26 protein-coding genes are annotated in these 26,766 nt (G+C 30.7%); 12 read left to right on the top strand and 14 right to left on the bottom strand.

The genetic code is table 11. The annotated features are described in order from the left end of the window. Position 1 precedes the first annotated feature (1 nt). The 8 genes from ACQY6M_RS03990 to ACQY6M_RS03955 all read left to right on the top strand — a co-directional run bounded on the left by ACQY6M_RS03990 (position 2) and on the right by ACQY6M_RS03955 (position 3,754). The gene (locus ACQY6M_RS03990; RefSeq protein WP_428740513.1) at positions 2-412 is read left to right on the top strand and encodes a hypothetical protein; all 411 of its coding nucleotides are present in this window, start codon (positions 2-4) and stop codon (positions 410-412) included. Positions 413-441: 29 nt separating this feature from the next. Beyond that, complete coding sequence (locus ACQY6M_RS03985; RefSeq protein ID WP_428740512.1) at positions 442-774, top strand: hypothetical protein; 333 nt, start codon at positions 442-444, stop codon at positions 772-774. A gap of 1 nt (position 775) precedes the next feature. Continuing rightward, on the top strand, positions 776-1,159 hold the full coding sequence (locus ACQY6M_RS03980) for a hypothetical protein (protein WP_428740511.1): 384 nt from the start codon (positions 776-778) through the stop codon (positions 1,157-1,159). Between the two features lie 339 nt (positions 1,160-1,498). Continuing rightward, the gene (locus tag ACQY6M_RS03975) at positions 1,499-1,732 is read left to right on the top strand and encodes a hypothetical protein (RefSeq protein ID WP_428744916.1); all 234 of its coding nucleotides are present in this window, start codon (positions 1,499-1,501) and stop codon (positions 1,730-1,732) included. 361 nt (positions 1,733-2,093) lie between these two features. Continuing rightward, positions 2,094-2,255 (top strand): hypothetical protein, encoded by a 162-nt coding sequence (locus ACQY6M_RS03970; RefSeq protein ID WP_428744915.1) that lies wholly within the window; start codon positions 2,094-2,096, stop codon positions 2,253-2,255. Positions 2,256-2,296: 41 nt separating this feature from the next. After that, positions 2,297-2,536, top strand: a complete 240-nt coding sequence (locus ACQY6M_RS03965; RefSeq protein ID WP_428740509.1) for a hypothetical protein — start codon at positions 2,297-2,299, stop codon at positions 2,534-2,536. Positions 2,537-2,653: 117 nt separating this feature from the next. After that, positions 2,654-2,998, top strand: a complete 345-nt coding sequence (locus ACQY6M_RS03960; RefSeq protein ID WP_428740508.1) for a hypothetical protein — start codon at positions 2,654-2,656, stop codon at positions 2,996-2,998. Between the two features lie 513 nt (positions 2,999-3,511). Then, entirely contained in the window at positions 3,512-3,754 is a 243-nt protein-coding gene (locus tag ACQY6M_RS03955) for a hypothetical protein (RefSeq protein WP_428740507.1), read from the top strand. Positions 3,755-3,828: 74 nt separating this feature from the next. On the opposite strand, the gene fumC is transcribed toward ACQY6M_RS03955, so the two are convergent. Then, entirely contained in the window at positions 3,829-5,229 is a 1,401-nt protein-coding gene (gene fumC / locus ACQY6M_RS03950; protein ID WP_428740506.1) for a class II fumarate hydratase, read from the bottom strand. Between the two features lie 145 nt (positions 5,230-5,374). Between fumC and ACQY6M_RS03945 the strand changes: the two genes are divergently transcribed. Further along, complete coding sequence (locus tag ACQY6M_RS03945) at positions 5,375-5,551, top strand: hypothetical protein (protein WP_028891109.1); 177 nt, start codon at positions 5,375-5,377, stop codon at positions 5,549-5,551. Between the two features lie 62 nt (positions 5,552-5,613). Here ACQY6M_RS03945 and ACQY6M_RS03940 read toward each other — a convergent pair whose 3' ends face one another. From ACQY6M_RS03940 to ACQY6M_RS03925, 4 genes are all read right to left on the bottom strand, one after another. Beyond that, entirely contained in the window at positions 5,614-6,009 is a 396-nt protein-coding gene (locus ACQY6M_RS03940) for a hypothetical protein (protein ID WP_428740505.1), read from the bottom strand. 127 nt (positions 6,010-6,136) lie between these two features. After that, positions 6,137-8,578: a TonB-dependent receptor domain-containing protein gene (locus tag ACQY6M_RS03935; RefSeq protein ID WP_428740504.1), complete on the bottom strand. Its 2,442-nt coding sequence runs from the start codon at positions 8,576-8,578 to the stop codon at positions 6,137-6,139. A 132-nt stretch (positions 8,579-8,710) separates the two neighbouring features. Beyond that, positions 8,711-10,582, bottom strand: a complete 1,872-nt coding sequence (yidC, locus tag ACQY6M_RS03930) for a membrane protein insertase YidC (protein ID WP_428740503.1) — start codon at positions 10,580-10,582, stop codon at positions 8,711-8,713. Positions 10,583-10,775: 193 nt separating this feature from the next. After that, positions 10,776-12,389, bottom strand: a complete 1,614-nt coding sequence (locus ACQY6M_RS03925; protein WP_428740502.1) for a CTP synthase — start codon at positions 12,387-12,389, stop codon at positions 10,776-10,778. A gap of 230 nt (positions 12,390-12,619) precedes the next feature. Here ACQY6M_RS03925 and rpmH point away from each other — a divergent pair, with 230 nt between their 5' ends. Both rpmH and carB read left to right on the top strand, forming a co-directional pair. Continuing rightward, complete coding sequence (gene rpmH, locus ACQY6M_RS03920; RefSeq protein WP_028891113.1) at positions 12,620-12,781, top strand: 50S ribosomal protein L34; 162 nt, start codon at positions 12,620-12,622, stop codon at positions 12,779-12,781. Positions 12,782-12,883: 102 nt separating this feature from the next. Next, positions 12,884-15,736, top strand: coding sequence for a carbamoyl-phosphate synthase large subunit (carB, locus tag ACQY6M_RS03915; protein WP_428740501.1), 2,853 nt, complete (start codon positions 12,884-12,886; stop codon positions 15,734-15,736). A gap of 65 nt (positions 15,737-15,801) precedes the next feature. On the opposite strand, the gene ACQY6M_RS03910 is transcribed toward carB, so the two are convergent. The 6 genes from ACQY6M_RS03910 to ACQY6M_RS03885 form a co-directional block, all read right to left on the bottom strand. Then, on the bottom strand, positions 15,802-16,353 hold the full coding sequence (locus ACQY6M_RS03910) for a hypothetical protein (RefSeq protein ID WP_428740500.1): 552 nt from the start codon (positions 16,351-16,353) through the stop codon (positions 15,802-15,804). 95 nt (positions 16,354-16,448) lie between these two features. Next, positions 16,449-18,536 carry a M64 family metallopeptidase gene (locus tag ACQY6M_RS03905; RefSeq protein ID WP_428740499.1) on the bottom strand — a complete coding sequence of 696 codons (2,088 nt, stop codon included), beginning with the start codon at positions 18,534-18,536 and terminating at the stop codon, positions 16,449-16,451. Positions 18,537-18,544: 8 nt separating this feature from the next. After that, a complete protein-coding gene (locus ACQY6M_RS03900) occupies positions 18,545-19,636 on the bottom strand; it encodes a hypothetical protein (protein ID WP_428740498.1) in 1,092 nt (363 codons plus the stop codon). Between the two features lie 290 nt (positions 19,637-19,926). Further along, the gene (locus ACQY6M_RS03895) at positions 19,927-20,619 is read right to left on the bottom strand and encodes a cyclase family protein (RefSeq protein ID WP_428740497.1); all 693 of its coding nucleotides are present in this window, start codon (positions 20,617-20,619) and stop codon (positions 19,927-19,929) included. Between the two features lie 3 nt (positions 20,620-20,622). Beyond that, positions 20,623-21,171: an acyl-CoA thioesterase gene (locus ACQY6M_RS03890; protein WP_428740496.1), complete on the bottom strand. Its 549-nt coding sequence runs from the start codon at positions 21,169-21,171 to the stop codon at positions 20,623-20,625. After that, positions 21,161-21,547: a 6-phosphogluconate dehydrogenase gene (locus ACQY6M_RS03885; RefSeq protein WP_428740495.1), complete on the bottom strand. Its 387-nt coding sequence runs from the start codon at positions 21,545-21,547 to the stop codon at positions 21,161-21,163. The genes ACQY6M_RS03890 and ACQY6M_RS03885 overlap by 11 nt, the downstream gene beginning before the upstream one ends. A 105-nt stretch (positions 21,548-21,652) precedes the next feature. Here ACQY6M_RS03885 and ACQY6M_RS03880 point away from each other — a divergent pair, with 105 nt between their 5' ends. Continuing rightward, on the top strand, positions 21,653-22,828 hold the full coding sequence (locus ACQY6M_RS03880) for a GlmU family protein (protein WP_428740494.1): 1,176 nt from the start codon (positions 21,653-21,655) through the stop codon (positions 22,826-22,828). 37 nt (positions 22,829-22,865) lie between these two features. Here ACQY6M_RS03880 and ACQY6M_RS03875 read toward each other — a convergent pair whose 3' ends face one another. The 3 genes from ACQY6M_RS03875 to ACQY6M_RS03865 all read right to left on the bottom strand — a co-directional run bounded on the left by ACQY6M_RS03875 (position 22,866) and on the right by ACQY6M_RS03865 (position 26,747). After that, positions 22,866-25,241 carry a TonB-dependent receptor plug domain-containing protein gene (locus ACQY6M_RS03875; RefSeq protein WP_428740493.1) on the bottom strand — a complete coding sequence of 792 codons (2,376 nt, stop codon included), beginning with the start codon at positions 25,239-25,241 and terminating at the stop codon, positions 22,866-22,868. Further along, positions 25,238-26,155: a FecR family protein gene (locus ACQY6M_RS03870; RefSeq protein ID WP_428740492.1), complete on the bottom strand. Its 918-nt coding sequence runs from the start codon at positions 26,153-26,155 to the stop codon at positions 25,238-25,240. Before ACQY6M_RS03870 ends, ACQY6M_RS03875 begins: the two co-directional genes overlap by 4 nt. A gap of 73 nt (positions 26,156-26,228) precedes the next feature. Beyond that, on the bottom strand, positions 26,229-26,747 hold the full coding sequence (locus tag ACQY6M_RS03865) for an RNA polymerase sigma factor (protein ID WP_428740491.1): 519 nt from the start codon (positions 26,745-26,747) through the stop codon (positions 26,229-26,231). Positions 26,748-26,766 lie beyond the last annotated feature (19 nt).

Raw genomic sequence — 26,766 nt, 5'->3', positions numbered from 1 at the left:
AATGAGAAGAATAGTTTATGTATGTATCCTTTTACTCGCTGTATCTTGTTCTAAACATAAATATTATTTATCACCTTTTATTCAAGGAAATATTTATAATGCTAAATCTAAGAAGCCAATATATAGTGTGAAGCTATCAATAAATTTATTAGAGAAAATTACTTTAAAAGTAGTTTCACGAAGGGAGACTTTATCTAACAACGATGGTTTTTTCTCATTAAACTCAGATCATATATTGTATACAGGAGATGGAAGAGAAGAATCTTCTCTTTTCGATGGGAGGTATACGAGTTTTTTAATACTTGAAAAAAGAGGTTGTAAAAAAGACACTATACAAATAGAAAAACACTGGAAACGAAATGACACAATAGTTAAATTGGATTCAATCTTCCTAAAACCACTTGAAAAGTAAGTGTATTATAGATATGCTATGTAGTTAAAATGAAAAACATATTACTAATAACACTATTATTTTTAACAGTTTCTTGCAAACAAGAACTATGTGATTGTTATCACGGTTATGTATTTGATGAAAATAAAAAACCAATATATAATGTAAAAGTTTATGAAGAAGCTGCGAAGTCGAACTCTACATATACAGATAAAGAAGGATATTTTAAACTAGATAGAGATTCTTTTATAGCAGATTTAATTTTTAAAAAAGAAGGATTTGAAATAGATACTATAAGCCCTTATATAGAGTTTAGAGGGGGTGATAAAATAATCTTTATAACTAAAAAGTCAGATACTTTATTTATGAAGAGGAAAGAATAAAATGAAAAAAGTAGTATTCATATTTATAATAGTAACATTAACAAGTTGTTTTGTTAAAAGAGTTAGTAGACCTCCTATTATAGGTTGTATATATAACCCTGAAACATTACAAAGAATAGATAGTGTTGATGTGGTAACTTGGGATTCAGCAAAAAAAGATTATTCTACTGAAACCAGTAGCGATGTAAACGGAAGTTTCTTTTTAAGGGTGAAAACTTACTACGATAAAATGGCTATAGGAGGTGAAGCTCCCATGGGCTTTTTTAAATTTAGTTTAATAAAAAAAGGATATGAAAAAAGAAGTATTGAGAGAAGAGGTAAGTACGGTTTTACAAAAGACACTATAAGATTAGACTCAATCTTCCTAAAACCACTTGAAAAGTAAGTGTATTCTATGCATGCCATGTAGCTAAAATGAAAAATGTATTATTACTAACACTATTACTTTTAACAGTTTTTTGCAAACAAGAACTATTGCTTCTGTAAAAGATGTATTTGGTTTATTATGGTTAACTAAATTAAATATAAGATGATAAAAATTTTCTTAATAATATTTGCTCTTTGTTCTTTGATATTAATTCTTAGTTCTCGATTTAGAAAACAAACATTGTATTCAAAAGTACTTATTTATCTCTCTTTTACTATTATATCAGTTTTTATATTCTTTATAACGATTATATATTTATGGAATTCTGGTGATGATTATAATCAAAGAAAGCATGTTATGGAATCTTGGAATATCCAGGTTTTAAATAACTCAGAGATGCCTATAAAAAATGTTCAAGTAATTAATTTAAGAAAACAAGCAGATACAATTATATCTGATGTTGATGGTACTGTAAACCTATATGAGTATAGAGAAAACTTGGTAGTGTTTCAGGCTGGAGGTTATATTCCAGACACTATAAATGTAGTTAAAATGAAAAGCAGAAAAGTATATTTAAATGAACTAAAGTAAATATCTTAGTAAAAAGAGGTTGTCAAAAAGACACTATACAGATAGAAAAATACTGGAAAACACATGATACGGTTGCTAAACTAGATTCAATTTTTCTAAAACCAATTGAAAAGTAATGGTATAAATTTTTAGGTTTTATTTGGTTAACTAAATTAGAAATAAAATGAGATTCTGTTTTTTTATTATTAATAACGTTTATTTTAAACTCTTGTTCATCGAGAATAGAAAGACCTGAAATTAAAGGGACACTATATGATTCATTAACATACAAACCAATTAAAGGTGTATTAATAAATATTGATGGTAAACAAATAATATCCGATAATCAAAGAAAGTGTACTATAGAGAGAGTAAAAAAAGAATGATATTTAATTTTGAAGGTGGACATGTTCCCTTATTTTATTCGATGGAATTAAAACATCCAAAATATAAGAGTATCAAAATAGAGAAAGGAACAAGAGGGAGTTTTGGAGAAGAGACAATATTGTATGATTCAATCTTCCTAAAACCAATTGAAAAGTAATGGTGTAAATTATAAGGTTAAACTTGGTTAACTAGATTAAAATGAGAAAACTTCTATTTATATTTTTTATAGCTTTATTACTATCCTGTAAAGAAAAAATACTTTTTTATCATGGAGTCATTTTAGATGAAAATAATAAACCTTTATCAAATGTAAAAGTAAAAGAATTAGACTTTAATAATTCAACATTATCTGATTCAAAAGGGTATTTCAAATTAAAAAAGATATCAACTTTATATCTAAATTATCCTTTTCTAAAAAGAGCTATAAAACTAAAATAGTAAGAACAGTTTGGACTCACAGTGGTGAAGTAGTAGGGTACACATTTCTAAATAAAAAAGTAGATACTGTAACTCTACAAAAAAAAGTAATATCTCCCTTAGAAGATTAAAGTTATAATGAAAAAGTTATTTTTATTTATTCTCTTGTTGTCTTTACTTTCTTGTAAGAAAAAGATAGATTATTATCACGGTTATATATATAGTAAAGAAAAAAGACCTTTAAGAAATTTAAAAGTAGAAGAAGATGATAACCTTAAAACTTTTAGTTTAACAGATGAAAAGGGATACTTCGAGATACCAGAATTAAATAGCTTCGGAGGTAATTTAGTTGTTTACACAGAAAAAAATAAGGTACTTGATACCATACATACCATATTCTCAAATCGCGGTGAAAAATTGAATTATCGTTTTATTAATGGAAGAAACGATACCCTTTTTATAGACATGAGTAGGTTTAAATAGTCGTATAAAATCTCATTCAAAGGTTTATATTATCTCTAAAATGAAAAAGTATACCTATTGCTCGTAATACTATGTGTAATAACCTCTTACTCTTCTTGTTTTTCAAGAAGTTTTACCGAAGGGAGTGTTCTATTGTCATTTAGATGAAGTTAGATAGGAAAGCTTATAAAAAAGAGCACACTATATTTTTTCTTTTTCTTGATAAAAATCAAGAGGTATAATAAAACTATAAAAAACAGCTGTAGCTTACTATTAAAAGCTCTAATAGAGTAGTATGGTTATATGAAATAAAAATCTTTTTATATAATAACACATATCTTTTTGTATTGCTATTAGTTATTTGTATCTTCAAACTTTGAAAAAGCAAAAGCAATCCTTACTATATTCCTTTTATTTTTTTGATTGAACTAAGAATACACTACGTATAGGCGTAATGGTGTATTATCGTAATTTATATGTTTTTTAACACGTCTTATACAAAAAAATAAACTATTAAAAATTAAATAAATAATTATGACAAAGACAGATAGGGATATAAAAGGAGTAATGGGTATTACTCATGAAGCAAGTTTAATAGATAAAAAAATAGGTTCTTATAAAGAGCATTTTATAAACGAATATTTTGCATATACAGTAAAGTTATCTAACGGAGCAATTTGTATTCCAAGAAAGATGGCTGAAGATTATGAGGTTCAAAAAGGTATTGTGACACTAGAAAGAATTAAAGAAGTGGCAGAGACCTATAAGAATATATAATCTTTTTAAGTTCGTTATGTAAAAACCACAACATTTTGTTGTGGTTTTTTTTAATATCTATAAGTAAGTTTAGCTTATTTTAAACTTCCAATCATGTCTTCTGGTTTTACCCATTCGTCATATTGTTCTGGAGTTACATATCCTAAGCGTACTGCTTCTTCTTTTAAAGTAGTTCCGTTAGCGTGTGCTGTATTGGCAATTTCAGCAGCTTTGTAGTATCCAATTTTAGTATTTAATGCTGTAACCAACATTAACGAGTTGTTTAATAACTCAGTAATTCTTGTTTGGTTAGGCTCAATACCAGCAGCACAATTTACATCAAATGATACACAAGCATCTCCAATTAATTCAGCCGATTGTAATACGTTAGCAGCCATCATAGGTTTGAAAACGTTTAACTCGTAGTGCCCCTGTGTACCACCTACAGTTACCGCAACATCATTACCCATTACTTGTGCACAAACCATAGTCATAGCTTCTGCTTGTGTTGGGTTTACTTTTCCTGGCATGATAGAAGATCCTGGTTCGTTAGCAGGAATGATGATTTCTCCAATTCCTGAACGTGGTCCTGATGCCATTAAACGAATATCGTTAGCTATTTTATTTAAAGAAACAGCTAATTGTTTTAGTGCTCCGTGAGTTTCCACTAAAGCATCGTGCGCTGCTAAAGCTTCAAATTTATTTTCAGCAGTTACAAATGGTAATCCAGTAAATTCTGCAATGTACTTAGCAACCAATACATCATAACCAGCTGGTGTGTTTAACCCAGTTCCAACCGCAGTTCCTCCTAAAGCTAATTGAGCTAAATGTGCCAACGTATTTTTTAAGGCTTTTAATCCGAAGTTTAATTGAGCTACATAACCAGAAAACTCTTGACCTAAGGTTAGAGGAGTAGCATCCATTAAGTGTGTACGACCAATTTTTACTACGTCTTTAAAAGCTTCTGCTTTTGCTTGTAACGTATCACGTAATTGCTCAACCCCTGGGATAGTTACTTCTACCACCTTTTTGTAGGCAGCAATGTGCATACCAGTAGGGAAGGTATCGTTAGATGATTGTGATTTGTTTACATCGTCGTTTGGTTGAATGGTTTTTTCACCTTCACCAATTACTTTTCCTGCAATTTCATGAGCACGGTTAGCAATTACTTCATTAACGTTCATGTTACTTTGTGTACCAGAACCTGTTTGCCAGATTACTAACGGAAATTGATCATCGTGTTTTCCAGCTAAAATTTCATCACATACTTGTGCGATTAAATCACGCTTTTCTTGAGCTAAAACACCTAGTTCACAGTTGGTATAAGCAGCTGCTTTTTTTAAATAAGCAAATCCGTGTACTACTTCTAAAGGCATAGAAGCCGCAGGACCGATTTTGAAATTGTTACGAGAACGCTCAGTTTGTGCTCCCCAATATTTATCAGCAGGCACTTCTACCTGTCCCATAGTGTCTTTCTCAATTCTATATTTTGTCATTTGAAATGATTTAAAATGCTTAAAATTAATGATGTCCAAAATTACAAATTCTAATAGTTTTTAGTGACGATTTTTATTAGATTTTATTGGATGAAAAGAAAAATAGTTATAATTTTGTCGCATAACAATTATTAATAAGAAACAAATGTTAGATTTTTCAGAATTCTCAGGATTGGTATTATTCATGTTTATTTTTACAGCTGGATTTTGGCTGTTAATTTTCTTATTAACATTTGTAGTTCCTTATTGGATTGGTGGAACTATCTGGGAAAACATGAAATTAAAAAGAGAAGCTAAAAGAGCTGCTGAGGAAGGTAAGTAAGCTTTTTACACAATATATAATTAAACCACGCATGTTGCGTGGTTTTTTAGTTTAGAGTAAACTTATCTGTGTCTTACTTTTCCAAAACCATCTCGCTTTTTATCTGACGATGTATTTTTTCGGAAGTTACTTTTATGCTCCTTCATAATTTTTTTAAATACAGTAATCTGCTCTTCAGTTAAAAATTTACCAAGCTCTTTTTCTTGTTTTATATTGATTTCTTGAAATTGAATTCTCTTTTCATCAATAGGGATGTCTTTGGTTCTTACGTTTTCTTTTTCTTGATTGTACTTTAAGATAATTTCTTTAATAATAGCTATTTGTAAATTGTCTAGTTTAAGCTCTTCTTGCACTTTTGCTAACTGTTGATTAATTACTTCGTCAGCATTTTGTTGTTGTGCAAAAGACTTTCCGATTAACAAAAGGAAAAGCAAACTAGCTAAGATGGATTTTTTCATAAATGATTATTTAGTTTGCTTTAGGACAGTATAAAATTTAAAAGGTTTAGCAGTTGTTTGATAAAATGATGTTAAAATAAAAGAGGAGGCTTTAAGCCTCCTCTTTTATAAATACGTATATTTTTGATTATGGATTAAATCCTTCACCACCTCCATCAAAATCACCATTACGTTCACGCTCTTTTTTCTTCTTTTGATTGAAACGATACGTAAAGCTCAATGTAATTTGACGCTCTCTCCATTGAAATTCTTGGTAAGAAACTACTTTAGAAGTATTGGTATAGCTTTTCCTTTTGCGATCATTAAATAAATCGCTAACATTTAAAACCAAGGAAGCTTTGTCTTTAAATAAATCTTTACTAAAAGCTAAATTGGTTACAAACATACCTTCTCTGCTTCCTTGGGCATCATCTTGCGGTCCTCTATACATAATACGTGTTTGCCAATCAATTTTTGCAGGTAAGGTAATTCTTGAATTAAAACGAGCAAACCAACTATCACTATTTACTTCAGGTAAAAATTCGGTTTCAGTAACAATACTTCCATCATCAGGGTTAGTATATGAATAGGTATAATCGAAAGCATCTGTTTTAAACTGAAAATAGTTAAAGGTTGCTGATAAACGAGCCCATTTTACTGGATTGTAGTTTGTTGTTAATTCAAATCCATAACGGTTTTCGTTATTTAAATTTAAAAATTGACGAACAAAAACGTTTCCGTTATCTCTAGTTTCAATTCTTGATACTGGTCGTATTAAATCTGTTGAATATTGATAGTACAGTGATGAGTTAAGTGTCACTTTACTAATTCTTGTAGTGTAGCCTAAATCAAAAGAATTGGTATATGTTGGATTCAAGTCAGGGTTACCTTTAAACACATAAGTATCAGAACTTCTTGTTTCAAAAGGATTTAAAAACCAGTGACGTGGTCTACGTAGTCTACGAGCATATCCTAAAGTTAAGTTGTCTGTTTCACTAAATTCGTAGCCTAAGTTTACAGTAGGGAACCACTTTGTATAGTTTTTATCAGAAAACTCACCTGTATTTAATACTGTTAAATCAACATCTGTATATTCTGCACGTAGTCCTAAAAGATATGAGAACTTATCTATTTTACTTCCGTATTGAGCATAGTATGCGTAGATATACTGTTTAAAATCAATGGCATTAGAAGGATCAAAATCGAAAGGTTGTCCATTAGCATCACGTACTCTAAAATCGGAAGTTAAATCTTGTAAATCAGCTTTATGACCTAATTCTAATTGACTTTTTTCCCCTAAAGGAAGTACATAGTCTACTTGTAATAATCTGTTTTTAGATTTAGTTAATTGACTGTTTATTTCAGAAATTATTCCATTGTTAGTGATTGTAGAATTGTTATCGTCATCACTTTCTCCATACTGTAAATCAATGGTCAGTTTTTGCCCTTTATCATCAATGTTATTAGTATAATTGATAGAGTATTGGGTGTCTATACCATCTTCTATTTCATTTTCTACTCTGTTAACATCACGTTTAGGGGTGTTATCTGGATTGAAAACATTCGTATTGTTTGTTACTATATCGTTTCCATCATTATTTCTATAAAAAAATGTACCAGTGATAGAACTTTTGTCATTTAAGTAATATTCTAATCCTAAAGAACCATTAAAATTTTTGCTTTTTCTGTCATATTTTCTATTTTCAATACTTAAACTATCAATATTTCCGTCTGTTAAATAAGTGAAATCACTGAACGAATTTCCAGGCCCTTTTCTATATGAATATCCTAGATTAGAAAATAGGTTGATTTTTTTTGTACGATAATTAACATTACTACTAGCTTGATACAAATCTGGATTACCAACCGATAAATTTACGGATCCGTTAAACCCAGTGATTTTTCCTTTTCTAAGGATAATGTTTAAAATCCCAGCAGTACCCTCTGCATCATAACGAGCAGAAGGAGAGGTGATAACTTCTACTTTTTCAATAGCATCTGCAGGTAAGTTTCGCAAGGCATCTGTACCGCTTAATCCAACTAAAGCAGATGGTTTTCCATCAATTAAAATACGAACATTTTCATTTCCACGTAAACTTACTGCTCCTTCAGCATCTACATTAACCGATGGTACGTTGTCTAAGACATCAGAAGCATTTCCTCCTTTAATAGTCATGTCTTTACCAACATTGTATATTTTTTTGTCTAAACGAATTTCTACCGTCGATTTTTCAGCGATAACTTCAACTTCCTCTAAAGTTTCTGTATCCTCTGAAAGGAAGATTGTACCTAAATTTTTACTTTCAGTTAAATTATGATTTCCTAAGTTTTTTGATTTAAAGCCTATAAACTCAACTTTTATATTATAAACACCTGATGAGGCATTTATAGAAAAACCTCCACTAGCATCTGTTACCCCTCCAACAACTTGTTGCGTATTTGTATTGGTTAGTACTAATGTAGCATACTCTAAAGGTTGTTTTGAGTTTGTTTCTAAAACTTTACCAGTTAATACAATTTTAGGCATTTTGTTTTGAGCCTTGACGGTAAAGCTTATTAGAAGAAGAATAAGTAGTGTTAATTTTTTCATTAATGATGATTTATAAAAACTTTTAGATAGCAAATTTCCTTAAAGGTTTAATGGGGTTTAGTTAAAAGAATGTTAAATAAAAAAGGTGCTTTTCAGCACCCTTTTATTGTATAGTTAAAAATTTTTAACCAGTTATTTCTTCTTAGCACGTTGTTGTGCAGCTTGTTGCTCTTGAGCTTGCTTCATTGCAGCATCTAAACGCTCACGGAACTTGCTTTTTTTAACAGGTTTCTTTTTGTTTTCTTCAATTTTAGCATGAATTTTTGCTTCATCAATCACATAGTTTTTGATAACAAACATAATAGTGATTGTTAGTAAGTTAGAAATGAAGTAGTATAAACTTAATCCACTAGCATAGTTGTTAAAGAAGAATAACATCATGATAGGAGAGAAGTAAATCATCCATTTCATCATTTTACTCATGTCTGGCATTCCTTCTTGAGTAGGTGCTTGCATATTTGCTTGTTGACTTTGGTTCATCTTCATGTAAAAGAAGATAGCAATTGATGCTAAAATTGGGAATAAACTTACGTGATCTCCATAAAATGGAATTTTAAAAGGAAGGTTAAAAATTGTGTCATACGAAGATAAATCATTAGCCCATAAGAAACTTTTTTGACGGAAGTCAATATTCGTAGGGAAGAATTTAAATAGCGCGAAGAATACAGGCATTTGCATTAATGCTGGGATACAACCTGACATCATGCTAACTCCAGCTTTTCGCTGTACAGCCATAATTTCTTGTTGACGCTTCATCGCATTTTCTTTACCAGGGTACTTTTTATTGATTTCTTCCATTTCTGGACGAATCACCTTCATTTTAGCACTTGACAGGTATGATTTATATAATACAGGTGACATTATAATACGTACTACAATTGTCATCAAAATAATGATTAACCCATAGTTACCTATAAATCCTTTTAACATATTAAATACAGGGTAGAAAACGGTACGGTTTAAGAAACCAAAAATACCCCAACCTAAATCTGAAATTTTATTAAGGTTTGTTCCTTCGTATGTTTTTAATAAGTTATAGTCTGTTGGTCCATAAAACCATTGCATATTGTAGTTTAACTCACCATTGGTTAACGCTAAAGGAGCTTTTAATCCATATGTTTTTGTATAAACACTATCTTTTTCCTCACCAGCAAAATCAACAGATTTTAAAGTAGCATTGTTTAAAGGAGTGTCAGACATTAAAATTGAAGAGAAAAAGTGTTGCTTGTAAGCAATCCAATTAACATCGCTAGCAACTTCATCATCATTCATTTGTAAGTAATCTACTTCATCATCAGCTTTATAATAATAATGAGAGTACATGTTTTCAGTCTTTAAACTTTTTTCATGTCTAAATCCTTTTAAGTTCCAGTCTAAATTTATTTCTTGAGAACCGTTTATAACATTATTTAAGCCTTGAGAACGAACTGCAAATCCTACTCGATAATCACCTTTTTTTATTTCATAACGGTACTCTAAAAACTGAGTTTCAGAAACCTTTAACTTCATAGAAAGTACCTGAGTATCTCCATTTTTAGTTAAAGAAGGAGTAAATAATAAGTCTTTAGTATTTAAGATTCTGTTATCTGTTGTACCAAAGTTAATGTTGAACGAAGCATTCTTATCTTTTACTAAGTATAAAGGTAACGAATCGTACGTTTTATAATTTTTTACTAATGCCTCAATAATTTGACCACCTTTATTATCGATAGTTAATTTAACAAGATCATTTTCAATAGAAGTACTCCCTTCTTTACTTGTTGAAGCTCCATAAGCAAAAGCACCAAATTTATTTTGTAAAGCAATTTGTTGAAGAGAATCGTTTGCTACGGTGTTCTCTGTTAAAGTGTTTTGAACCTCAGTAGTAGCATCAGTTGTTTGTTCTGTTTGAGTAGTTGTTTCAGGAGTTTCTTCTGGCTTTTGAGTGTTCATCCACCAAAGCATTATTCCCCCTAATAAAAGCATTCCTATAAAGGAATTGAAATCAAATTTTTTTTGTTCCATCGATATATGTTATAATGTCAACTTGTCATTAAATGTTTTCTAATTATAGAAAAACCCGACAAATGTAGTAAAACCATACAGATTTTTAAGGGTTTTACTGTGATTAATTTTGAAGCTTATAGTAGCTCAAACTATGTTCCAAATTGAGATATAAAAGAAAAAATCCTGTAATTTATTTACAGGATTTTTAAATTTATTTTTTTGAATGTTTTAATGCGGCTTTGATAAAATTCACAAATAAAGGATGTGGATTTAACACCGTACTCTTATATTCAGGATGATATTGCACACCAACAAACCATGGGTGAGTAGGTATTTCAATAATTTCTACTAGACCTGTTTTTGGGTTGATACCTGCAGTTTTCATACCTGCAGTTTCTAATTGTTCTTTATATTCGTTGTTATACTCATATCTGTGACGGTGACGTTCGCTAATTAACTCTTGTTTATAGGCTTCAAAAACTTTTGAGTCTTGTGTTAATTGACAATCCCAAGCACCTAAACGCATAGTACCTCCTTTATTAGTAACTCCTTTTTGTTCTTCCATTAAGTTGATAACAGGATGAGTAACTTTAGGGTTCATTTCTGTAGAGTTTGCATCTTTCAAGTTTAATACGTTTCTAGCAAATTCAATTACAGCCATTTGCATACCTAAGCAAATTCCTAAAAACGGAATATTGTTTTCACGAACATATTGTACTGCTGCTATTTTACCTTCAATACCTCTGTCACCAAATCCTGGAGCAACTAAAACTCCGTCTACACCTTCTAACTGTTGTATAGCATTTTCTGGAGTTAACTCTTCGGAGTGAATCCAACGAACATTAACTTTAGTTTTATTGGCAGCGCCAGCATGAATAAATGCTTCTGTTATCGACTTGTAAGAATCGTGTAATTCTACATATTTACCCACTAAACCAATTTCAATAGTAGAAGTAGGGTTTTTATGACGATCTAAAAAGCGATTCCAAGCTGCTAATTTAGGTTGCTTACGAGTAGACAAACGTAACTTATCTAAAACGACATAATCTAACCCTTCTTTAAACATTAAATTAGGTACATCGTAGATAGTTTCAGCATCTAATGACTGAATTACGTTTTGTTTTTTAACATTACAGAATAATGCTAATTTACGTTTGATATCATCAGAAATTTCGTGTTCTGAACGACAAACTAAGATATCAGGACTCACACCACTTTGCATTAACATTTTTACAGAGTGTTGCGTAGGTTTTGTTTTTAACTCACCAGCTGCGGCTAAATATGGGACTAATGTTAAGTGAATAACAATAGCATTATCTTCTCCTAAATCCCATTGTAATTGACGAACAGCTTCTATATAAGGTAACGATTCAATATCACCTACAGTTCCTCCAATTTCAGTAATTACAATATCAAAATCACCAGTATTTCCTAAAATTTGGATTCTATGTTTAATTTCATCAGTAATATGAGGAATTACTTGCACAGTCTTTCCTAAGAACTCACCTTTACGTTCTTTGTTAATTACAGATTGATAAATTCTACCAGTAGTAACGTTATTAGCTTGTGAAGTAGGAATATTTAAGTAACGCTCATAATGTCCTAAATCTAAGTCGGTTTCGGCACCATCATCAGTAACATAACATTCTCCATGTTCGTATGGGTTTAATGTTCCTGGATCGATATTAATATAAGGATCTAATTTTTGAATGGTTACAGAGTATCCTCTTTCTTGTAATAATTTGGCTAAAGAAGCGGCTATAATTCCTTTCCCTAGTGATGAAGTTACGCCTCCGGTTACAAAAACGTATTTTGTGTTATTCATGGTGTCGTTAGGTTTGCGCAAAAGTAAGAAGTCTGACAATTACAGCAAATAAAAAAGAGAAAAAACATAGCGAAAGTTTATGTATTTTTGCCAAACGACCTTTTTTTAAAAAAAAATAAAATTAGGGTTTGTCAGACTGAAAAACTGTTGTATATTTGCCCACGCTTTTAGCAGACGGAATTTCACAAAAGCAAAACATTTTTTAAAGACGATATTTAAGATATACTGTAATGAGTAAAAGAACGTACCAACCATCGAAGAGAAAAAGAAGAAACAAACACGGTTTCCGCGAAAGAATGGCTTCTGCTAATGGACGTAAAGTATTAGCTAGAAGAAGAGCAAAGGGAAGAAAGAAATTGTCTGTTTCATCTGAATCTAGACCAAAGAAATAATGATTAACTATTGTTAATATTTAAAGGCGTTACTATTTAGTATCGCCTTTTTTTATAACTAAACATTTTTTTATTTTTACATACAACACAACACGAATTAAAATGCCTAAAAGACAAGACCTTAAATCGATTTTAATTATTGGATCTGGACCAATTGTTATTGGTCAAGCATGTGAATTTGATTATTCAGGATCTCAAGCGTTAAGATCTTTGAGAGAAGATGGAATTGAAACCATCTTAATTAATTCAAACCCTGCAACAATTATGACTGATCCATCAATGGCAGATCATGTATACTTGTTGCCTTTGAATACAAAGTCGATTGTTCAAATTTTAAAAGAACATCCACAAATTGATGCAGTTTTACCTACTATGGGAGGACAAACGGCATTAAATCTTTGTATTGAAGCTGATGAGAAAGGAATTTGGAAAGATTTTGATGTAGAGATTATTGGAGTAGACATTGATGCTATTAATATCACGGAAGATAGAGATAAGTTCCGTTTATTAATGGAAAAAATAGGAGTGCCAATGGCACCTCAAGCTACAGCAACTTCATTCTTAAAAGGTAAAGAAATTGCTCAAGAATTTGGTTTTCCATTATGTATTAGAGCTTCGTTTACCTTGGGTGGAGCAGGAGCTTCTATCGTTTATAATGAAGAAGAGTTTGAAGAATTATTATCAAGAGGATTAGAGATTTCTCCAATTCATGAGGTAATGATTGATAAAGCGATGATGGGATGGAAAGAGTATGAATTAGAGTTATTACGTGATGATAATGATAACGTTGTAATTATCTGTTCTATCGAAAATATGGATCCAATGGGAATCCACACTGGAGATTCTATTACAGTGGCTCCAGCGATGACACTTTCGGACAAAACGTTCCAGAAGATGCGTGATATGGCAATTAAAATGATGCGTTCTATCGGAGAGTTTGCAGGAGGATGTAATGTCCAGTTTGCAGTTTCTCCAGATGAGAAAGAAGATATTATTGCGATTGAAATCAATCCGCGTGTATCTCGTTCATCAGCATTAGCATCAAAAGCAACGGGATATCCTATCGCAAAAATTGCAGCTAAATTAGCTACTGGGTATACGTTAGATGAGTTAGATAACCAAATTACCAAGTCTACTTCTGCGTTATTTGAACCAACTTTAGATTATGTAATCGTAAAAATACCACGTTGGAATTTTGATAAGTTTGAAGGTTCTGATAGAACTTTAGGTTTACAAATGAAAGCGGTTGGGGAAGTAATGGGAATTGGACGTTCGTTCCAAGAAGCTTTACATAAGGCTACGCAGTCGTTAGAAATTAAACGTAATGGAATTGGAGCTGACGGTAAGAGTTACAGAGACTACAATCAAATTAAAGAGAAGCTAAAGTATGCTTCTTGGGATCGTGTTTTTGCTATTTATGATGCTATTCAAATAGGAATGCCATTGAGTAAAATTCACGAAATCACTAAGATTGATATGTGGTATTTACGTCAATATGAAGAATTATACGAATTAGAAAAAGAAATTTCTAAATATACCATTGATACACTTGATAGAGAATTGTTATTAGAAGCTAAACAAAAAGGATATGGTGATCGTCAAATCGCACATATGTTAGGATGTTTAGAAAGTCAAGTATATAAAAAGCGTGAGGAGTTAAAAATAAAGCGTGTTTACAAATTAGTTGATACATGTGCGGCAGAGTTTAAAGCGCAAACTCCTTATTACTATTCAACATTTGAAAGTGAAATAGAAACTGCTGATGGAGAGATTTCTGTATCAAATGAAAGTGTAGTTACAGATAAGAAAAAAGTAATCGTATTAGGTTCTGGGCCTAACCGAATAGGACAAGGAATCGAGTTTGATTACTGTTGTGTTCACGGAGTATATGCAGCTAAAGAATGTGGTTACGAAACCATTATGATTAACTGTAACCCAGAAACAGTTTCTACTGATTTTGATACGGCTGATAAGTTATACTTTGAGCCAGTTTTTTGGGAACATATTTACGATATTATCAAGCATGAGAAACCAGAAGGAGTTATCGTTCAGTTAGGAGGACAAACAGCTTTAAAATTAGCTGAAAAACTTGAGCGTTACGGAATCCCTATCTTAGGAACAAGCTTTAAAGCTTTAGACTTAGCTGAAGATAGAGGAAGTTTTTCAACTTTATTAAAAGAAAATAGTATTCCTTATCCAGAGTTTGGAGTTGCAGAAAATGCAGATGAAGCGTTAGCTTTAGCAGACGAGTTAGACTTCCCAATTTTAGTACGCCCATCTTACGTATTAGGAGGACAAGGAATGAAAATTGTAATCAATAAAGAGGAGTTATTAGAACATGTAGTAGATTTATTACGTAAGATTCCTAATAACAAATTATTATTAGACCACTATTTAGAAGGAGCTATTGAAGCAGAAGCAGATGCTATTTGTGATGGTGAAAATGTGTACATTATAGGAATTATGGAGCACATTGAGCCTTGTGGAATTCACTCTGGAGATTCAAATGCAACATTACCAGCATTTAATTTAGGAGAATTAGTACTAGAGCAAATTAGAGAATATACCAAAACTATTGCTTTAGCACTTGATACAGTTGGATTAATTAACATTCAGTTTGCTATTAAGGATGATAAAGTATTTATCATTGAAGCGAATCCACGTGCGTCTCGTACCGTTCCATTTATTGCAAAAGCATATAAAGAACCTTATGTAAACTATGCGACTAAGGTAATGTTAGGAGAGAAAAAAGTAACTGATTTTGATTTCAATCCACAGTTAGAAGGATTTGCAATTAAGCAGCCTGTATTCTCTTTTAATAAATTCCCAAATGTAAATAAGAAGCTAGGACCAGAAATGAAGTCGACAGGAGAAAGCATCTTATTTATTGAAAGCTTAAGAGATGATCAGTTTTACGAACTATATGCAAGACGTAAAATGTATTTGAGTAAATAGGAGTTCAATACTTTTATAGTCGAGAATAGATAGAAAAAATCCGAAGTAATTTACTTCGGATTTTTTTATTGATTTAAAAAACGAGCTAATTGGTTAGCGTCAATAGTATATCTTTTTTGAATAAACTGTTGTTGTTCTAATTCTTCTAGTTTTTCTTTCTGAGTAACTGAAGATTCAAAATCTTCAATATATTCGTTTACTTTGTATATATAAATACTAAGGTTTTTAGTATTGTTTTTATTAGCAAACTCTTTAGGTAGATTAATATTTAAAGAACCTTTCTCCATGGTTTTTTCCATTTCATTTTGGCCAACAGTTCTCATAGTTAGAGGATCTGTAAGTTCGCTATAAAAAAACAGATCATCATTTTTATAAGCTACTAAGAATATATCTGTGGGAGTTTGAATGTCATAAGACAAATTCCCATCATTTTGATGTTTTGAAATTAATTCATAATTATCCTTAGTAAACTCAAAATTAACTGTAAAATAAAACTCTTGATTGTTAGAAATACTCTCTGATTTGTGAAGGTAGGTTTGTGTGCCTTTTGAAGTATAATTTTTACAGTTTAGCGCAAAGAATAGAAAGATTAAAGGTGGTAAAGCATAATATTTCATAATAAATAGTGGCTTTTGTTTTATAATGTTCTTAAAATTAAGAAAAACACGACTATAAAATAGCCGTGTTATTTTCTTTTTAGAAATTTTTGATATTAATACCATCCATAATCATGGTACTTAAAGGCATGAATATAATCTTTATACATTCCTTTTATGTACATGTTGGAAGTACCTGACCACATATATGCAAACCAATCTGTGTTGTGTATAAATAGATTATCTCTTCCGGTTTTACGGTTGTCTACAATTAATTTATCTGCACTACCTAAATTCCAGCCACCAATCCAATCACTTTGGTAATTTACACTTACAGTACTACCATTGGTTATTACGCGACCTAGGTATTGTGTAGACCAGTCTTGATTGTTAAAGACATATAAATCATCTTTTCCATCACCGTTAATATCGGCTACATAAAATTTATCATGATTATTCATGTTCCAACCAGGTAAAGCATCATCATATCTTTTTATGTACTTGTATTCATTTCCGTCTGATCTAAGTAATAATAGGTATTCTGGTCCCCAGTTTGTACCATTGAAAATATATAAATCATCTTTCCCATCTCCATTTATATCTGCTATATGATATTTATCTCCGGCTTTACTTGTCCAACCTGGTAAGCTCGCAAAATATTCTTTAGTTTTTGAAAGTGAAGTTCCTGAGGACTTAAACATTCTAGTAACTTTTGAACTGGTATTGAATAATACAAGTTCTTCTTTATTGTCTCCCGTATAATCTGCTACAAAATATTTATCAGTAGAACTCATATAATGTCCAGGTAAATATTTGTCGTATCTTTTCACATAAGAGAAATTGTTACCAATTGATTTAAACATCCCCATATATCCTTGATTCCAGTTTACTGCATTAAAAATGTAGAAATCATCTTTTCCGTCTCCATTGAAATCTGCAATAAAAAATTCATCTCCATTACGCATTTGCCATCCAGGTAAGTTGTAGTATATCTTTTTAATACATTCAAAACCAGTAGGGGTAGATTTTAAAATTCCTAATCTAGAATATTGATTGTTAGGATAAAAAACAAGCAAGTCATCATAACCATCACCTGTAAAATCTCCTACATAAAATCTGTCTTTTGATGATATATACCAAGTACCTCCAGGACCTTTAACTCTTTTGGTGGTGACATATGAATTTGCAGGACGTGTAATACCAGCTCCATTACCCGTAAAACCTTTTGGATGTTCAGTAGGATAGGCTGCGATATAATTACCATAGTGTAGTACTACATCATTATAGCTGTTTCCTTGAAAGTTACCTATGATTGGTTTGTTAAAGTTATAGTCACTCTTTGATTTGTTTCTTTTCCAGAACTCATTATAACTTGGTGGGTTAAATAGGTTTGTGTTTCCTCTCATGGTACTGTTACTAGAAGGACGATAGATACAGTTTGTGTTATAACGTCCACCTTCAAATCCATCAACATTATATTCAGTAGGAGCTCCAGTTGTAATAGTACTTTTAGCAAACTTATTCCATTTACTAGGATCATCATTTTTATCAACATTTACAGCAGTTGGGTTGGTTCCACTAAAGCAACCAGGTTTTGAATATTCATCAGCTAATTTTCCTACTGAATGTCCTAGTTCGTGTAGTAATACATTGTTCCCCATAGATTTAGTGATGGATAAAACTTTTCCGTAAGAGCACCCACCAAAACCAGGTTCATTTAAAATAACCACTACAAAATCAGCTCCTGATAAACCAACAGCGCTCAAAGCATTGTTAATTTTGTTATCAGTATTGCTGGATTTTGACATCCAACAGCAATTCCAACATCCTGAATATTTAAAGTTTAAAGCAGTATTTCTACTACTAGCGGGATTATTACTACAATCATCATTATTACAAGTATATTGTGTTACACCAGATTGAGTAGAATTTAAATTAACTCTATATATATTAAAAGCATCTTGTAGTTCGGATAAAACATTGTCTAAATTACCATTATCGTGAGTAAACATGGCTTTAAAGTAATCGGCTACTAAAGTGTTAAATTCACTTTGATTAGATGAAGTAAAACCATCACCCATAAATACAATATCAAACTTTGAAGCTGAACTTCCATTGTACAATAAAGTAGTCTTAGTTTGTGAAAAAGTAGCAATAGTTACAAGGCACATTAATAAAATTAATGCTTTATTTAGATTTTTCATTTTCTTCGTTATTGGTTAGTAATTTTTTTTAGTTTAGAAAAGTCAACTCTAGAAGCTGTCTTTAAGATTTGAAAAGATGTATTCAAATCACTTTTTCGTAGTTGCTTACTTTTTACTTTTTGTAAAATGTTTTCAGCTTTTGAAGCATCTTTGAACTTAACTAACTTAAGATCTAATTTTTCAGAAGCCACTTTCGACTTGTATTTTATTGGCATTTTTACAGAAACATAGGCTTCATCAGCAGTAAACTCTTTGTGATCACTTTTCTTTGGGTCAAAAATTGTTCTATAACTAAGCGGATTTTCAAAGGTTTCTGCTAATACAGCATTATCTCCTTCTAAGCCTATAATAGCCCAATCTCCAGATTCTTCTGTAGATAAAGTGTAATCACCATCTTCTTCAGTTTTGGAAACTGGAGATATTCCGTTTTTAGTTATTTTATAGGTTACTACTAGATGTTTTTTGGCAGTTTTATTCCTTTGTAAATTTAGGTCAGGTGATAAATTGTCAATTCTTCTTACGCTTCTTGCAGATGCAGATTTTATTTTAGTAGTACTAGCCATAGCAGAAGTACCACCAAATTTTATGTTTTTTGGTTGTACGGGATCTTTTACTATGTTAAGGTTTCTGAATGTTTTTAGACTTTTAACATTCATTAAATTAGAAGTAACTCCTAATTTTGGTTTGTTCTTGTCTGCATTTTCATTTTTATCGTTCGTTTGTTTTAATAGCATCAGTTTAGAGGTAGAAGCTGTTAAATGAATACGATTACTTTCTGTAGATTTTGAAATCATATTTTTTTCACCTTCCTCCGAATCTACTTTATAGAAGTATCGGATATTAGGCGGGATAATTTCAGCAAGGGCCTCGTCAACAGGAGTATTAGATAATTGTCCTGTGACGTTAAATTCTTGATTGTCCCCAATGATAAACAAAAGGAAGTTTTGTTTTGAAAGTTCTTTTACAACTAAAGAAATAGGGGTTTTGTTTAACTTTCCGGTTAAGGAGTGATTATTAACATGGTATTTAATGTCTGCTTGCTGAGAAAACAAGTTACTACTCATAAACACGCTAATAAACAAGAGGGCTAATTTTTTCATTACATTAGTTTTGGTTAATATGTTGATTTTGAATGTGTAAAATTAGCTTCAGAAGAAAGGTTTATCAGGATGTAAAAGATCTAAATTACCGTAGGGGTTTTCCCTTTTTTTTAACAGGATATCTATTATGTAATTACTATATTTTTTCCTTGAGAAGATGTAAAAAAAATAGATTTAGAGGAAAGTTTAACTATATGTAAAAAGCTAGTGAGTTTTACAAATACAGTAATATATTGAAGAGAAATATCAACTTTTAAGAAAGAAAAAGACTTTATATGTATAAACGGCTACTATTCAAAAATAGCAACAGCTCTAACAGGAGACCCTGTTCCTCCTCTTATTTTTAGAGGTAGAGCAATGAAGCGAAACCGTCCTCGTCCTATTAATTTATCTAAGTTTATCATATTTTCATAGTGGGTAAACCCCATATCACCACAAATGTGATGTACCTCTTTATTGGAAATTTTAGGAACACCAGGAGACATAGTTTCTACACCAAAAGCAGCAATTTTTTGTTCACCCAACCAAGTAGCACATTCAGCAGTAATACCAGGTCCTTTTCCCCAGTTTTCTGTATTAAAATGTTTAGCGAAATGATTGGTACAAAAAAGAACGGTATCTCCTTCTTTTATGTAAAGTTCTTCTTTTTGTAACTGTTCTTTAACTTCTTCTGAAGTAATTAATTCTTGTAAGTTTTTATGAGAAAAATCTAAACATATACCTTCTGTATAAAACATAGAAAGCGGCATGGTATCTATAGACTTTTCTTTGTGCTTAGCAGCCATATGATTTAAAGCGTCCACATGAGTTCCTGTGTGCTCTCCCATTTCTAATTTATAGACAGCAGGTGTTTGAGTAGTAGGATTTTCTATGTTATCCCATTCTTCATGAGTGTTATGAACCGATATTTTAACTTGTGGAAGACTTTTGTATACAGGCATTCCATGGAAGATTTCCTGACTTAAATCTATAATTTCTGGCATGTTTTATAATTCAATTTTTACATTATGATTTTCTAAACTTTTCATATAATCTTGAGAAGTAAAGTTATCACTGTCAAATTGTTCTTGTCTATTCTTTTTCATTTCAATTCTATGAATAGCCTCTAAAAATCGACGCATTTCATTATGATTTCGAATAATTATTCCAGGAACTTTCGAATTATTTCCTTTTTCATCTTTAGCAACCATTGTAAAATAAGAAGAATTACAATGTTTGGTATGACCAGTTTGGATGTTTTGAGCTTCAACTCGTATACCAACAACCATAGATGTTTTTCCTACATAATTTATAGAAGCTTTCATGGTGACTAGCTCACCAACTTCAATAGGATTGATAAAATTAACAGTATCAACTGATGCGGTAACACAATAGTTTGTTGAGTGTTTTGAAGCACAAGCAAAAGCAATTTGATCCATTAGGTTCAAAATGTAACCTCCATGAATTTTACCACTAAAATTCGCGTGAGAAGGAAGCATTAACTCTGAAATAGTAATGCAGGTATCTTCTATATTTCTGTATGTATTATTGTTCATTATCATTTGTTATTCCTCTAAAATGAGGAGATTGTTCTTCTTGAACATCTGTTATAAAATATTTAGTATCACCTAGCCAAAAAAAAGTACCAAATCGTTCTTTGTAAGTAACCTTTACATAACGACCTTGGTATTTTTGAAGTTTATCTATCACTTCTTTTTGATTATTTTCTACAGAAAAAGCAAAAATTTGAGCCCCAGAAATACCTTGACTAATTTCTCCTTCCCAAGTTTTTACCAATACTCCTTTGTAGCTAATTTTTATCAATTCTCCTGAGCGAACACCTTCACTATAAGGAACAAAATAAATAAAAGCATAATATAAGGCAGCAAGTAAAGCTATACCAATTAAAATTAAAGCTAAGATTTTTTTCATAGTAAAAATTTGAAGAATGTATAATAACAAAAGTAAGGTTTATATTTTGACTTGTAAAATGAATTGAAAGTGGTAAGTTTGTGTTGCTTCAAAAAAATAATTAAAATGAATTATATTTTATTTGATGGTGATGTACGTACCGCCTTATTACCATTTACATATACAAGACCAGTTGCAGACATTAGAGTAGGTATTTTAACCATTAGAGAAAAATGGGAAAAGCATCTAGGGTTAACCACCACGACGGTAACCGAAGAATATTTAGAAGAAAAATATCCAATGGTTGAAATGGAAGAAAACGTATTACTAAATGCTTCTTTTTTACCAACCAAACCTTTGGTTGAAATGGTAAAGAATTTACAACCTAATCAAGCTATTTTTAAAGAAGAAGATGTAATTGCTTTTTATACAGAAGATACTCAAGAAAAAGTAGATTTTTCTGTATATGAACAAATAGAATTTGAAGATGATATTATTCAAATTAGAAATACTTGGGATATTTTTTCACTGAATGATAAAGCTATTCGAGCGGACTTTGATTTAATTACTGAAGGAAGAAAGTCACAACCAATCCCCGAAACAGTTAATTGTATCAATAGAGAAGATATTTTTGTTGAAAAAGGAGCTAAGCTAACATTTGCTACTTTGAATGCTTCTACAGGACCAATTTATATAGGTAAGCATGCCGAAATTATGGAAGGTGTTGTGGTAAGAGGGGCGTTAGCAATGTGCGAACATTCAGTGTTAAAACTAGGAGCAAAAATATACGGAGCAACTACTCTAGGACCATACTGTAAAGTAGGAGGAGAGGTTAATAATTCTGTTTTATTTGGATACTCTAACAAAGGACATGACGGATTTTTAGGTAATTCAGTATTAGGAGAATGGTGTAATATTGGAGCAGATAGTAATAATTCAAACCTTAAAAACAACTATGCAGAAGTTAGATTATGGAACTATGAAACTGGGCGCTTTGCTAAAACAGGCTTACAGTTTTGTGGATTAATGATGGGAGATCATTCAAAATGTGGAATTAACACCATGTTTAATACAGGTACAGTTGTTGGTGTATCAGCTAATATTTTTGGTAGTGGATTTCCAAGAAATTTTGTTCCATCGTTTAGTTGGGGAGGAGCTTCCGGGTTTACTGAATATAAAACCAATAAAGTTTTTGAAGTTGCTGAAGTAGTAATGGAACGAAGAGGTGTTGATTTTGATGAAAGAGAAAAACAGATTTTAGAGCACGTTTTTGAAGAAACGAAACAATATAGAAACTATTAAAATAAAAAGATCTTACAAATTTGTAAGATCTTTTTATTTAAAAGCTAACTCTAAAAACAATGTTAGGTGTAATTCCTAAAGAAATTTTATCGACTTGTTTGAGTTGATATTTTATTTCATTATTTGAATTTCTCATAGGAACTGCAGTATAATATCTATTAAAAATATTTTTCTGGTTGTATATGTTTAAAATGGAAAAGCCCAATTTACCTTTCCACTTTTGGGAAAAATTAAAGGAATAGGACATAGATGCATCTAAACGATGATAATTAGGTAATCGATGCGCATTAATATTATCCGAGTCTAAATCAATAAAGGGATTACCATCACTATCGGTATAAAATTCTTTTACAGCTGTATACGGGTTACCTGTTCTATAAATCCACCCTAAAGAAAACTCATAATTCTTTAGTTTATAGGCTTGAGACCAAGAAAAATAGTGGGTAATATCATGATTAGCAGGAAAATATGTGTTTTCTAAATCTAAAAATTTGAATCTATTTTTTGTGTAAGAGTAATTAATCCAAGTTTTATAATTATTAAAATGTTTGCTAATAAGAAGATCTACTCCAAAGACTTTCCCTTTTCCATTTGAAAAATCATCTGTTTGATCATTATAACCACTTGTTAGTGATGTCATACCACTTACCATCTTATAATAAGATTCTATATCTATAGTCCAATTTTTTTGATTGAAAAGAACTCCATAAGAAGTCTGTAAACTTTTTTGGAGAGGAATGTTATCATTGTTTACCTGTGTCCATATTTCATTTTCTAAGTCGAAACCTAAGCTAGAAGTTTGAAACTCTATTAATTGAATTAAAGCTTGGTGTTTTTGCTCAAAAGATGCTTTGAAATTAAAATTTTTATTAAGCTTTTTTTCAAAGTATAAGCGAGGTTCTAATACAAACTTATCAATTTTAGAAAAATAGTTAAATCTTACACCTGTATTAATATTCCAATCATTATCATCATATTGATATTCACCAAAAATAGAGTGTGTATTATTGGTTCCTTTATCTTTTTCAATTGATGAATATCTGTTCTCTCCCTCTATAGCATAAGAATAGTCTAAATCATATTTAGCTTTAGTAGATGAAAAATCATATCCTAAAAATAAATCTGATTGCTTATTAAAAGAGTAATTCACATTATATGTAAGACCAAAATCATTTATAGAATTATTTTTAGAGGAAAAAAGATCAAGGTAATTATCTAAGTAGTTATAGACTCCTTTATATGTCAAATTAAAATTAGAGTAATAACTTTTTACATTATGCGTGGTGGTCTCATTTACTTTTCTTTCCCAATTAACACTAATACCAGTATTTTTTATATTCAGTTTGTCATTATAATGATCTTCATATTCAGGAACAATCAAATCATTATACATTTTATTGCCAGTATGTAAGAAACTAAGATGAAAAGACTCGTTTTCGGAAGGTTTATAAACAAATTTAGTAGTATAGTCATAAAAGTCGAGCTTATTAACTCTACTAAAATTAATTTCTTTATCTATAATATTTTGGTCTTTTTGATTGCTGTCAAATGTACTGAACACACGAGTAAATAACTTATTAAAAGTAAAAGTCTTTATAATATCTGAAAAAGATCTTCTGGCGGAGATAGAGACAGAAGTTTTATCAGAAAAAGGAACATTTAAAAAAGCATCAGCATGTGTCATATTAAAACCAAAATTTCCTGTAATCTTTTCAGGAATATTCTCTTTAGTTTTAATATCTATTACCCCAGAAACTCGATTTCCATATCTAGCTTCCGTACCACTTTTTGATAAAATAATTTCTTTTGTTGTATAAGGATTAAATGCAGATAGCATTCCAAAAAAATGACCATAAGAATACATTTTTATTCCATCCCATAAAACTAAGTTTTGATTAGGTGTACCACCTCTTATGTATATGCCCGAAGCGGTCTCATTAGGACTTTGTACTCCTGGAATAATTTTTAAACTTTCTAAAACATCAGGCTCTGTAAGTCCAGGTAAAGGACCTAATTGTTGAGGGTTGATTGAGATAGCACTATTTTTCTTTTTATTAATTGCAGATGTAACATAACTTGTAACTTGAACTTCATTTAATAAGTTGAAGTCTATAGGAGTATGATCTTTGTTTACAGTAATATAATAATAGCGTTCATTAATTTGATTAAAAATTAATGGAGTTTGACGTTCAATCTCAGTAATAAGATGAATTAGTAGACATTTCTTTTTTTTGAAAGAAAAGTTCTTTTTTTCAATAACCTCAGTATTAAATGAAAATTTTACATCAAAACTAGCTTCTGCTTTTTTTAAAACAGTCAGTAAAGGTGCATCAATAAAAGAAATGTCTACCTTTTCTTGAGAAAAAATAGACATAGCTAAGCATATAAAAAGTATACTTAATTTTATCTTCATTTACGATATGTTAATATAACTGAACTATTTTTTGCTAATTTATAAGAAATTTTCATAGGAGCAAAAACAGTTTTCAATGCTATATTAACATCTTCATGTGTAAAAGTACCTGTAAACCTTTGATTAAGGTCTATTTTAGAAGTATCAAATTTTAAGTTGAATTGGTTTTCTAATGCTTTTATAACCTGGTATAAAGGAGTGTTGTTAAAAGTGCTTTCACCCAATAACCAAGAAGGAGAACTGTTAATAAAATTCCAGTTTTCACTAACGTTGTTATAATTTCTGTAGGCTTTTCCTTTTGTTAAAATTGTTTCATCATTATTTTTTGATGTAGTTTTAACTTTTCCTTCAAAGCAAAGAACTTCAAAATAATTTTTTGAAGCATCTACAGTAAATTTAGTTCCTAATACGGTAACATTACCTTCTTCTGTTTTTACAGTAAAGGATTTTCCTTTTTCAACTTCAAAAAAAGCTTTACCCTCTAGAGATAGACTTCTTTTTTTATTCCAATTACGTTCTTTGTATTTGATAGTAGTATTTGGCGATAAATGAACTAAAGAATTATCTGGTAAGGTTATAGTAATTTGTTCTCCATAAGTTGTTGAAATAGTCGTACTGTTATTGAAATAAAAGAAGCTAATTAATAAGGCGATTGAAGCAACTGCTCCGTACATCCATGCTGGAATTAACTTAACAACTTTTTTCTCTTGTTTTTTAGAAAATAATTTTTCTTGTATTTTATTAAAAGTTTCTTCCTGATTATAATCAGGAGCCTTTAATAACAGAGAAGCCTCATCAATTGCTTTGAATTGATGATAAGCTTCCGACTGTTGAAATGCTTTCAACTCTTCAGAAGATAGTTCATTAGCTATCCATCTAGCTAAAAAAGTTTCATCTGTATAATCTATTTTCATTTTCTATTGTTCGTGCTATTTGTTATAAGAACAATTAAAAGACTAATTACCCTACTACAAATATTGTTTTTTATTAAATTTTACCTATCTGTTCTTTTAAAGCAAGTAATGCTTTACTCATTCTCTTTTCTACTGCTTTTACCGAAACTCCAACAATGTCAGCAATTTCAGAATATTTTTTCTTGTCAATTCTACTTAATAAAAACACCTCACGTTGTTTTTCTGGCAAATTAGCAATTGCTTCTTTTAGTTTTTTATGAAACTCTTCTTCTTCCAAAATAAATTGTGGAGTTTCATTGGTTGTATTGGTATTAACACTTAGTTTTTGGTGTTCAAGAACCACTTTTTTGTGAGCAACTTCATTTAAAAAATGGTTATTTGCTACAGTATATAAAAAGGACTTAGCTTTCTCATAAATTACTTTAGCACAATTTCCCCATAATTTTATATAGGCTTCCTGAACGATATCTTCCGCTTGTTGAAGATCGCCACACTTGTAGTATATATAATTTCTTAATGTTTGTGAATGCTGATTAAAAATTGTTTCGAAATTTTTTTGTTCACAAACCGATTTTAAGGGTTCTTTATTCATTAGATTCTTTTCTAAATCA

This window comes from Tenacibaculum sp. (genome assembly GCF_050290165.1).
GTDB lineage: Bacteria > Bacteroidota > Bacteroidia > Flavobacteriales > Flavobacteriaceae > Polaribacter.
Note: the sequence above shows the minus strand (reverse complement) of the source record. Positions and strands in the feature narration are given on the sequence as shown.

What these genes read in the sequence shown, in the direction of transcription:
- ACQY6M_RS03985 (WP_428740512.1), top strand. Translation starts at nt 442, where the DNA reads ATGAAAAACATATTACTAATAACACTATTATTTTTAACAGTTTCTTGC.
- ACQY6M_RS03980 (WP_428740511.1), top strand. Translation starts at nt 776, where the DNA reads ATGAAAAAAGTAGTATTCATATTTATAATAGTAACATTAACAAGTTGT.
- rpmH (WP_028891113.1), top strand. Translation starts at nt 12,620, where the DNA reads ATGAGTAAAAGAACGTACCAACCATCGAAGAGAAAAAGAAGAAACAAA.
- ACQY6M_RS03945 (WP_028891109.1), top strand. Translation starts at nt 5,375, where the DNA reads ATGTTAGATTTTTCAGAATTCTCAGGATTGGTATTATTCATGTTTATT.
- ACQY6M_RS03895 (WP_428740497.1), bottom strand. Translation starts at nt 20,619, where the DNA reads ATGCCAGAAATTATAGATTTAAGTCAGGAAATCTTCCATGGAATGCCT.
- carB (WP_428740501.1), top strand. Translation starts at nt 12,884, where the DNA reads ATGCCTAAAAGACAAGACCTTAAATCGATTTTAATTATTGGATCTGGA.
- ACQY6M_RS03990 (WP_428740513.1), top strand. Translation starts at nt 2, where the DNA reads ATGAGAAGAATAGTTTATGTATGTATCCTTTTACTCGCTGTATCTTGT.
- ACQY6M_RS03905 (WP_428740499.1), bottom strand. Translation starts at nt 18,536, where the DNA reads ATGAAAAATCTAAATAAAGCATTAATTTTATTAATGTGCCTTGTAACT.
- ACQY6M_RS03940 (WP_428740505.1), bottom strand. Translation starts at nt 6,009, where the DNA reads ATGAAAAAATCCATCTTAGCTAGTTTGCTTTTCCTTTTGTTAATCGGA.
- ACQY6M_RS03910 (WP_428740500.1), bottom strand. Translation starts at nt 16,353, where the DNA reads ATGAAATATTATGCTTTACCACCTTTAATCTTTCTATTCTTTGCGCTA.
- yidC (WP_428740503.1), bottom strand. Translation starts at nt 10,582, where the DNA reads ATGGAACAAAAAAAATTTGATTTCAATTCCTTTATAGGAATGCTTTTA.
- ACQY6M_RS03925 (WP_428740502.1), bottom strand. Translation starts at nt 12,389, where the DNA reads ATGAATAACACAAAATACGTTTTTGTAACCGGAGGCGTAACTTCATCA.
- ACQY6M_RS03935 (WP_428740504.1), bottom strand. Translation starts at nt 8,578, where the DNA reads ATGAAAAAATTAACACTACTTATTCTTCTTCTAATAAGCTTTACCGTC.
- ACQY6M_RS03890 (WP_428740496.1), bottom strand. Translation starts at nt 21,171, where the DNA reads ATGAACAATAATACATACAGAAATATAGAAGATACCTGCATTACTATT.
- ACQY6M_RS03880 (WP_428740494.1), top strand. Translation starts at nt 21,653, where the DNA reads ATGAATTATATTTTATTTGATGGTGATGTACGTACCGCCTTATTACCA.
- ACQY6M_RS03970 (WP_428744915.1), top strand. Translation starts at nt 2,094, where the DNA reads ATGATATTTAATTTTGAAGGTGGACATGTTCCCTTATTTTATTCGATG.
- ACQY6M_RS03960 (WP_428740508.1), top strand. Translation starts at nt 2,654, where the DNA reads ATGAAAAAGTTATTTTTATTTATTCTCTTGTTGTCTTTACTTTCTTGT.
- ACQY6M_RS03955 (WP_428740507.1), top strand. Translation starts at nt 3,512, where the DNA reads ATGACAAAGACAGATAGGGATATAAAAGGAGTAATGGGTATTACTCAT.
- ACQY6M_RS03900 (WP_428740498.1), bottom strand. Translation starts at nt 19,636, where the DNA reads ATGAAAAAATTAGCCCTCTTGTTTATTAGCGTGTTTATGAGTAGTAAC.
- ACQY6M_RS03965 (WP_428740509.1), top strand. Translation starts at nt 2,297, where the DNA reads ATGAGAAAACTTCTATTTATATTTTTTATAGCTTTATTACTATCCTGT.
- ACQY6M_RS03870 (WP_428740492.1), bottom strand. Translation starts at nt 26,155, where the DNA reads ATGAAAATAGATTATACAGATGAAACTTTTTTAGCTAGATGGATAGCT.
- fumC (WP_428740506.1), bottom strand. Translation starts at nt 5,229, where the DNA reads ATGACAAAATATAGAATTGAGAAAGACACTATGGGACAGGTAGAAGTG.
- ACQY6M_RS03865 (WP_428740491.1), bottom strand. Translation starts at nt 26,747, where the DNA reads ATGAATAAAGAACCCTTAAAATCGGTTTGTGAACAAAAAAATTTCGAA.
- ACQY6M_RS03975 (WP_428744916.1), top strand. Translation starts at nt 1,499, where the DNA reads ATGGAATCTTGGAATATCCAGGTTTTAAATAACTCAGAGATGCCTATA.
- ACQY6M_RS03875 (WP_428740493.1), bottom strand. Translation starts at nt 25,241, where the DNA reads ATGAAGATAAAATTAAGTATACTTTTTATATGCTTAGCTATGTCTATT.
- ACQY6M_RS03885 (WP_428740495.1), bottom strand. Translation starts at nt 21,547, where the DNA reads ATGAAAAAAATCTTAGCTTTAATTTTAATTGGTATAGCTTTACTTGCT.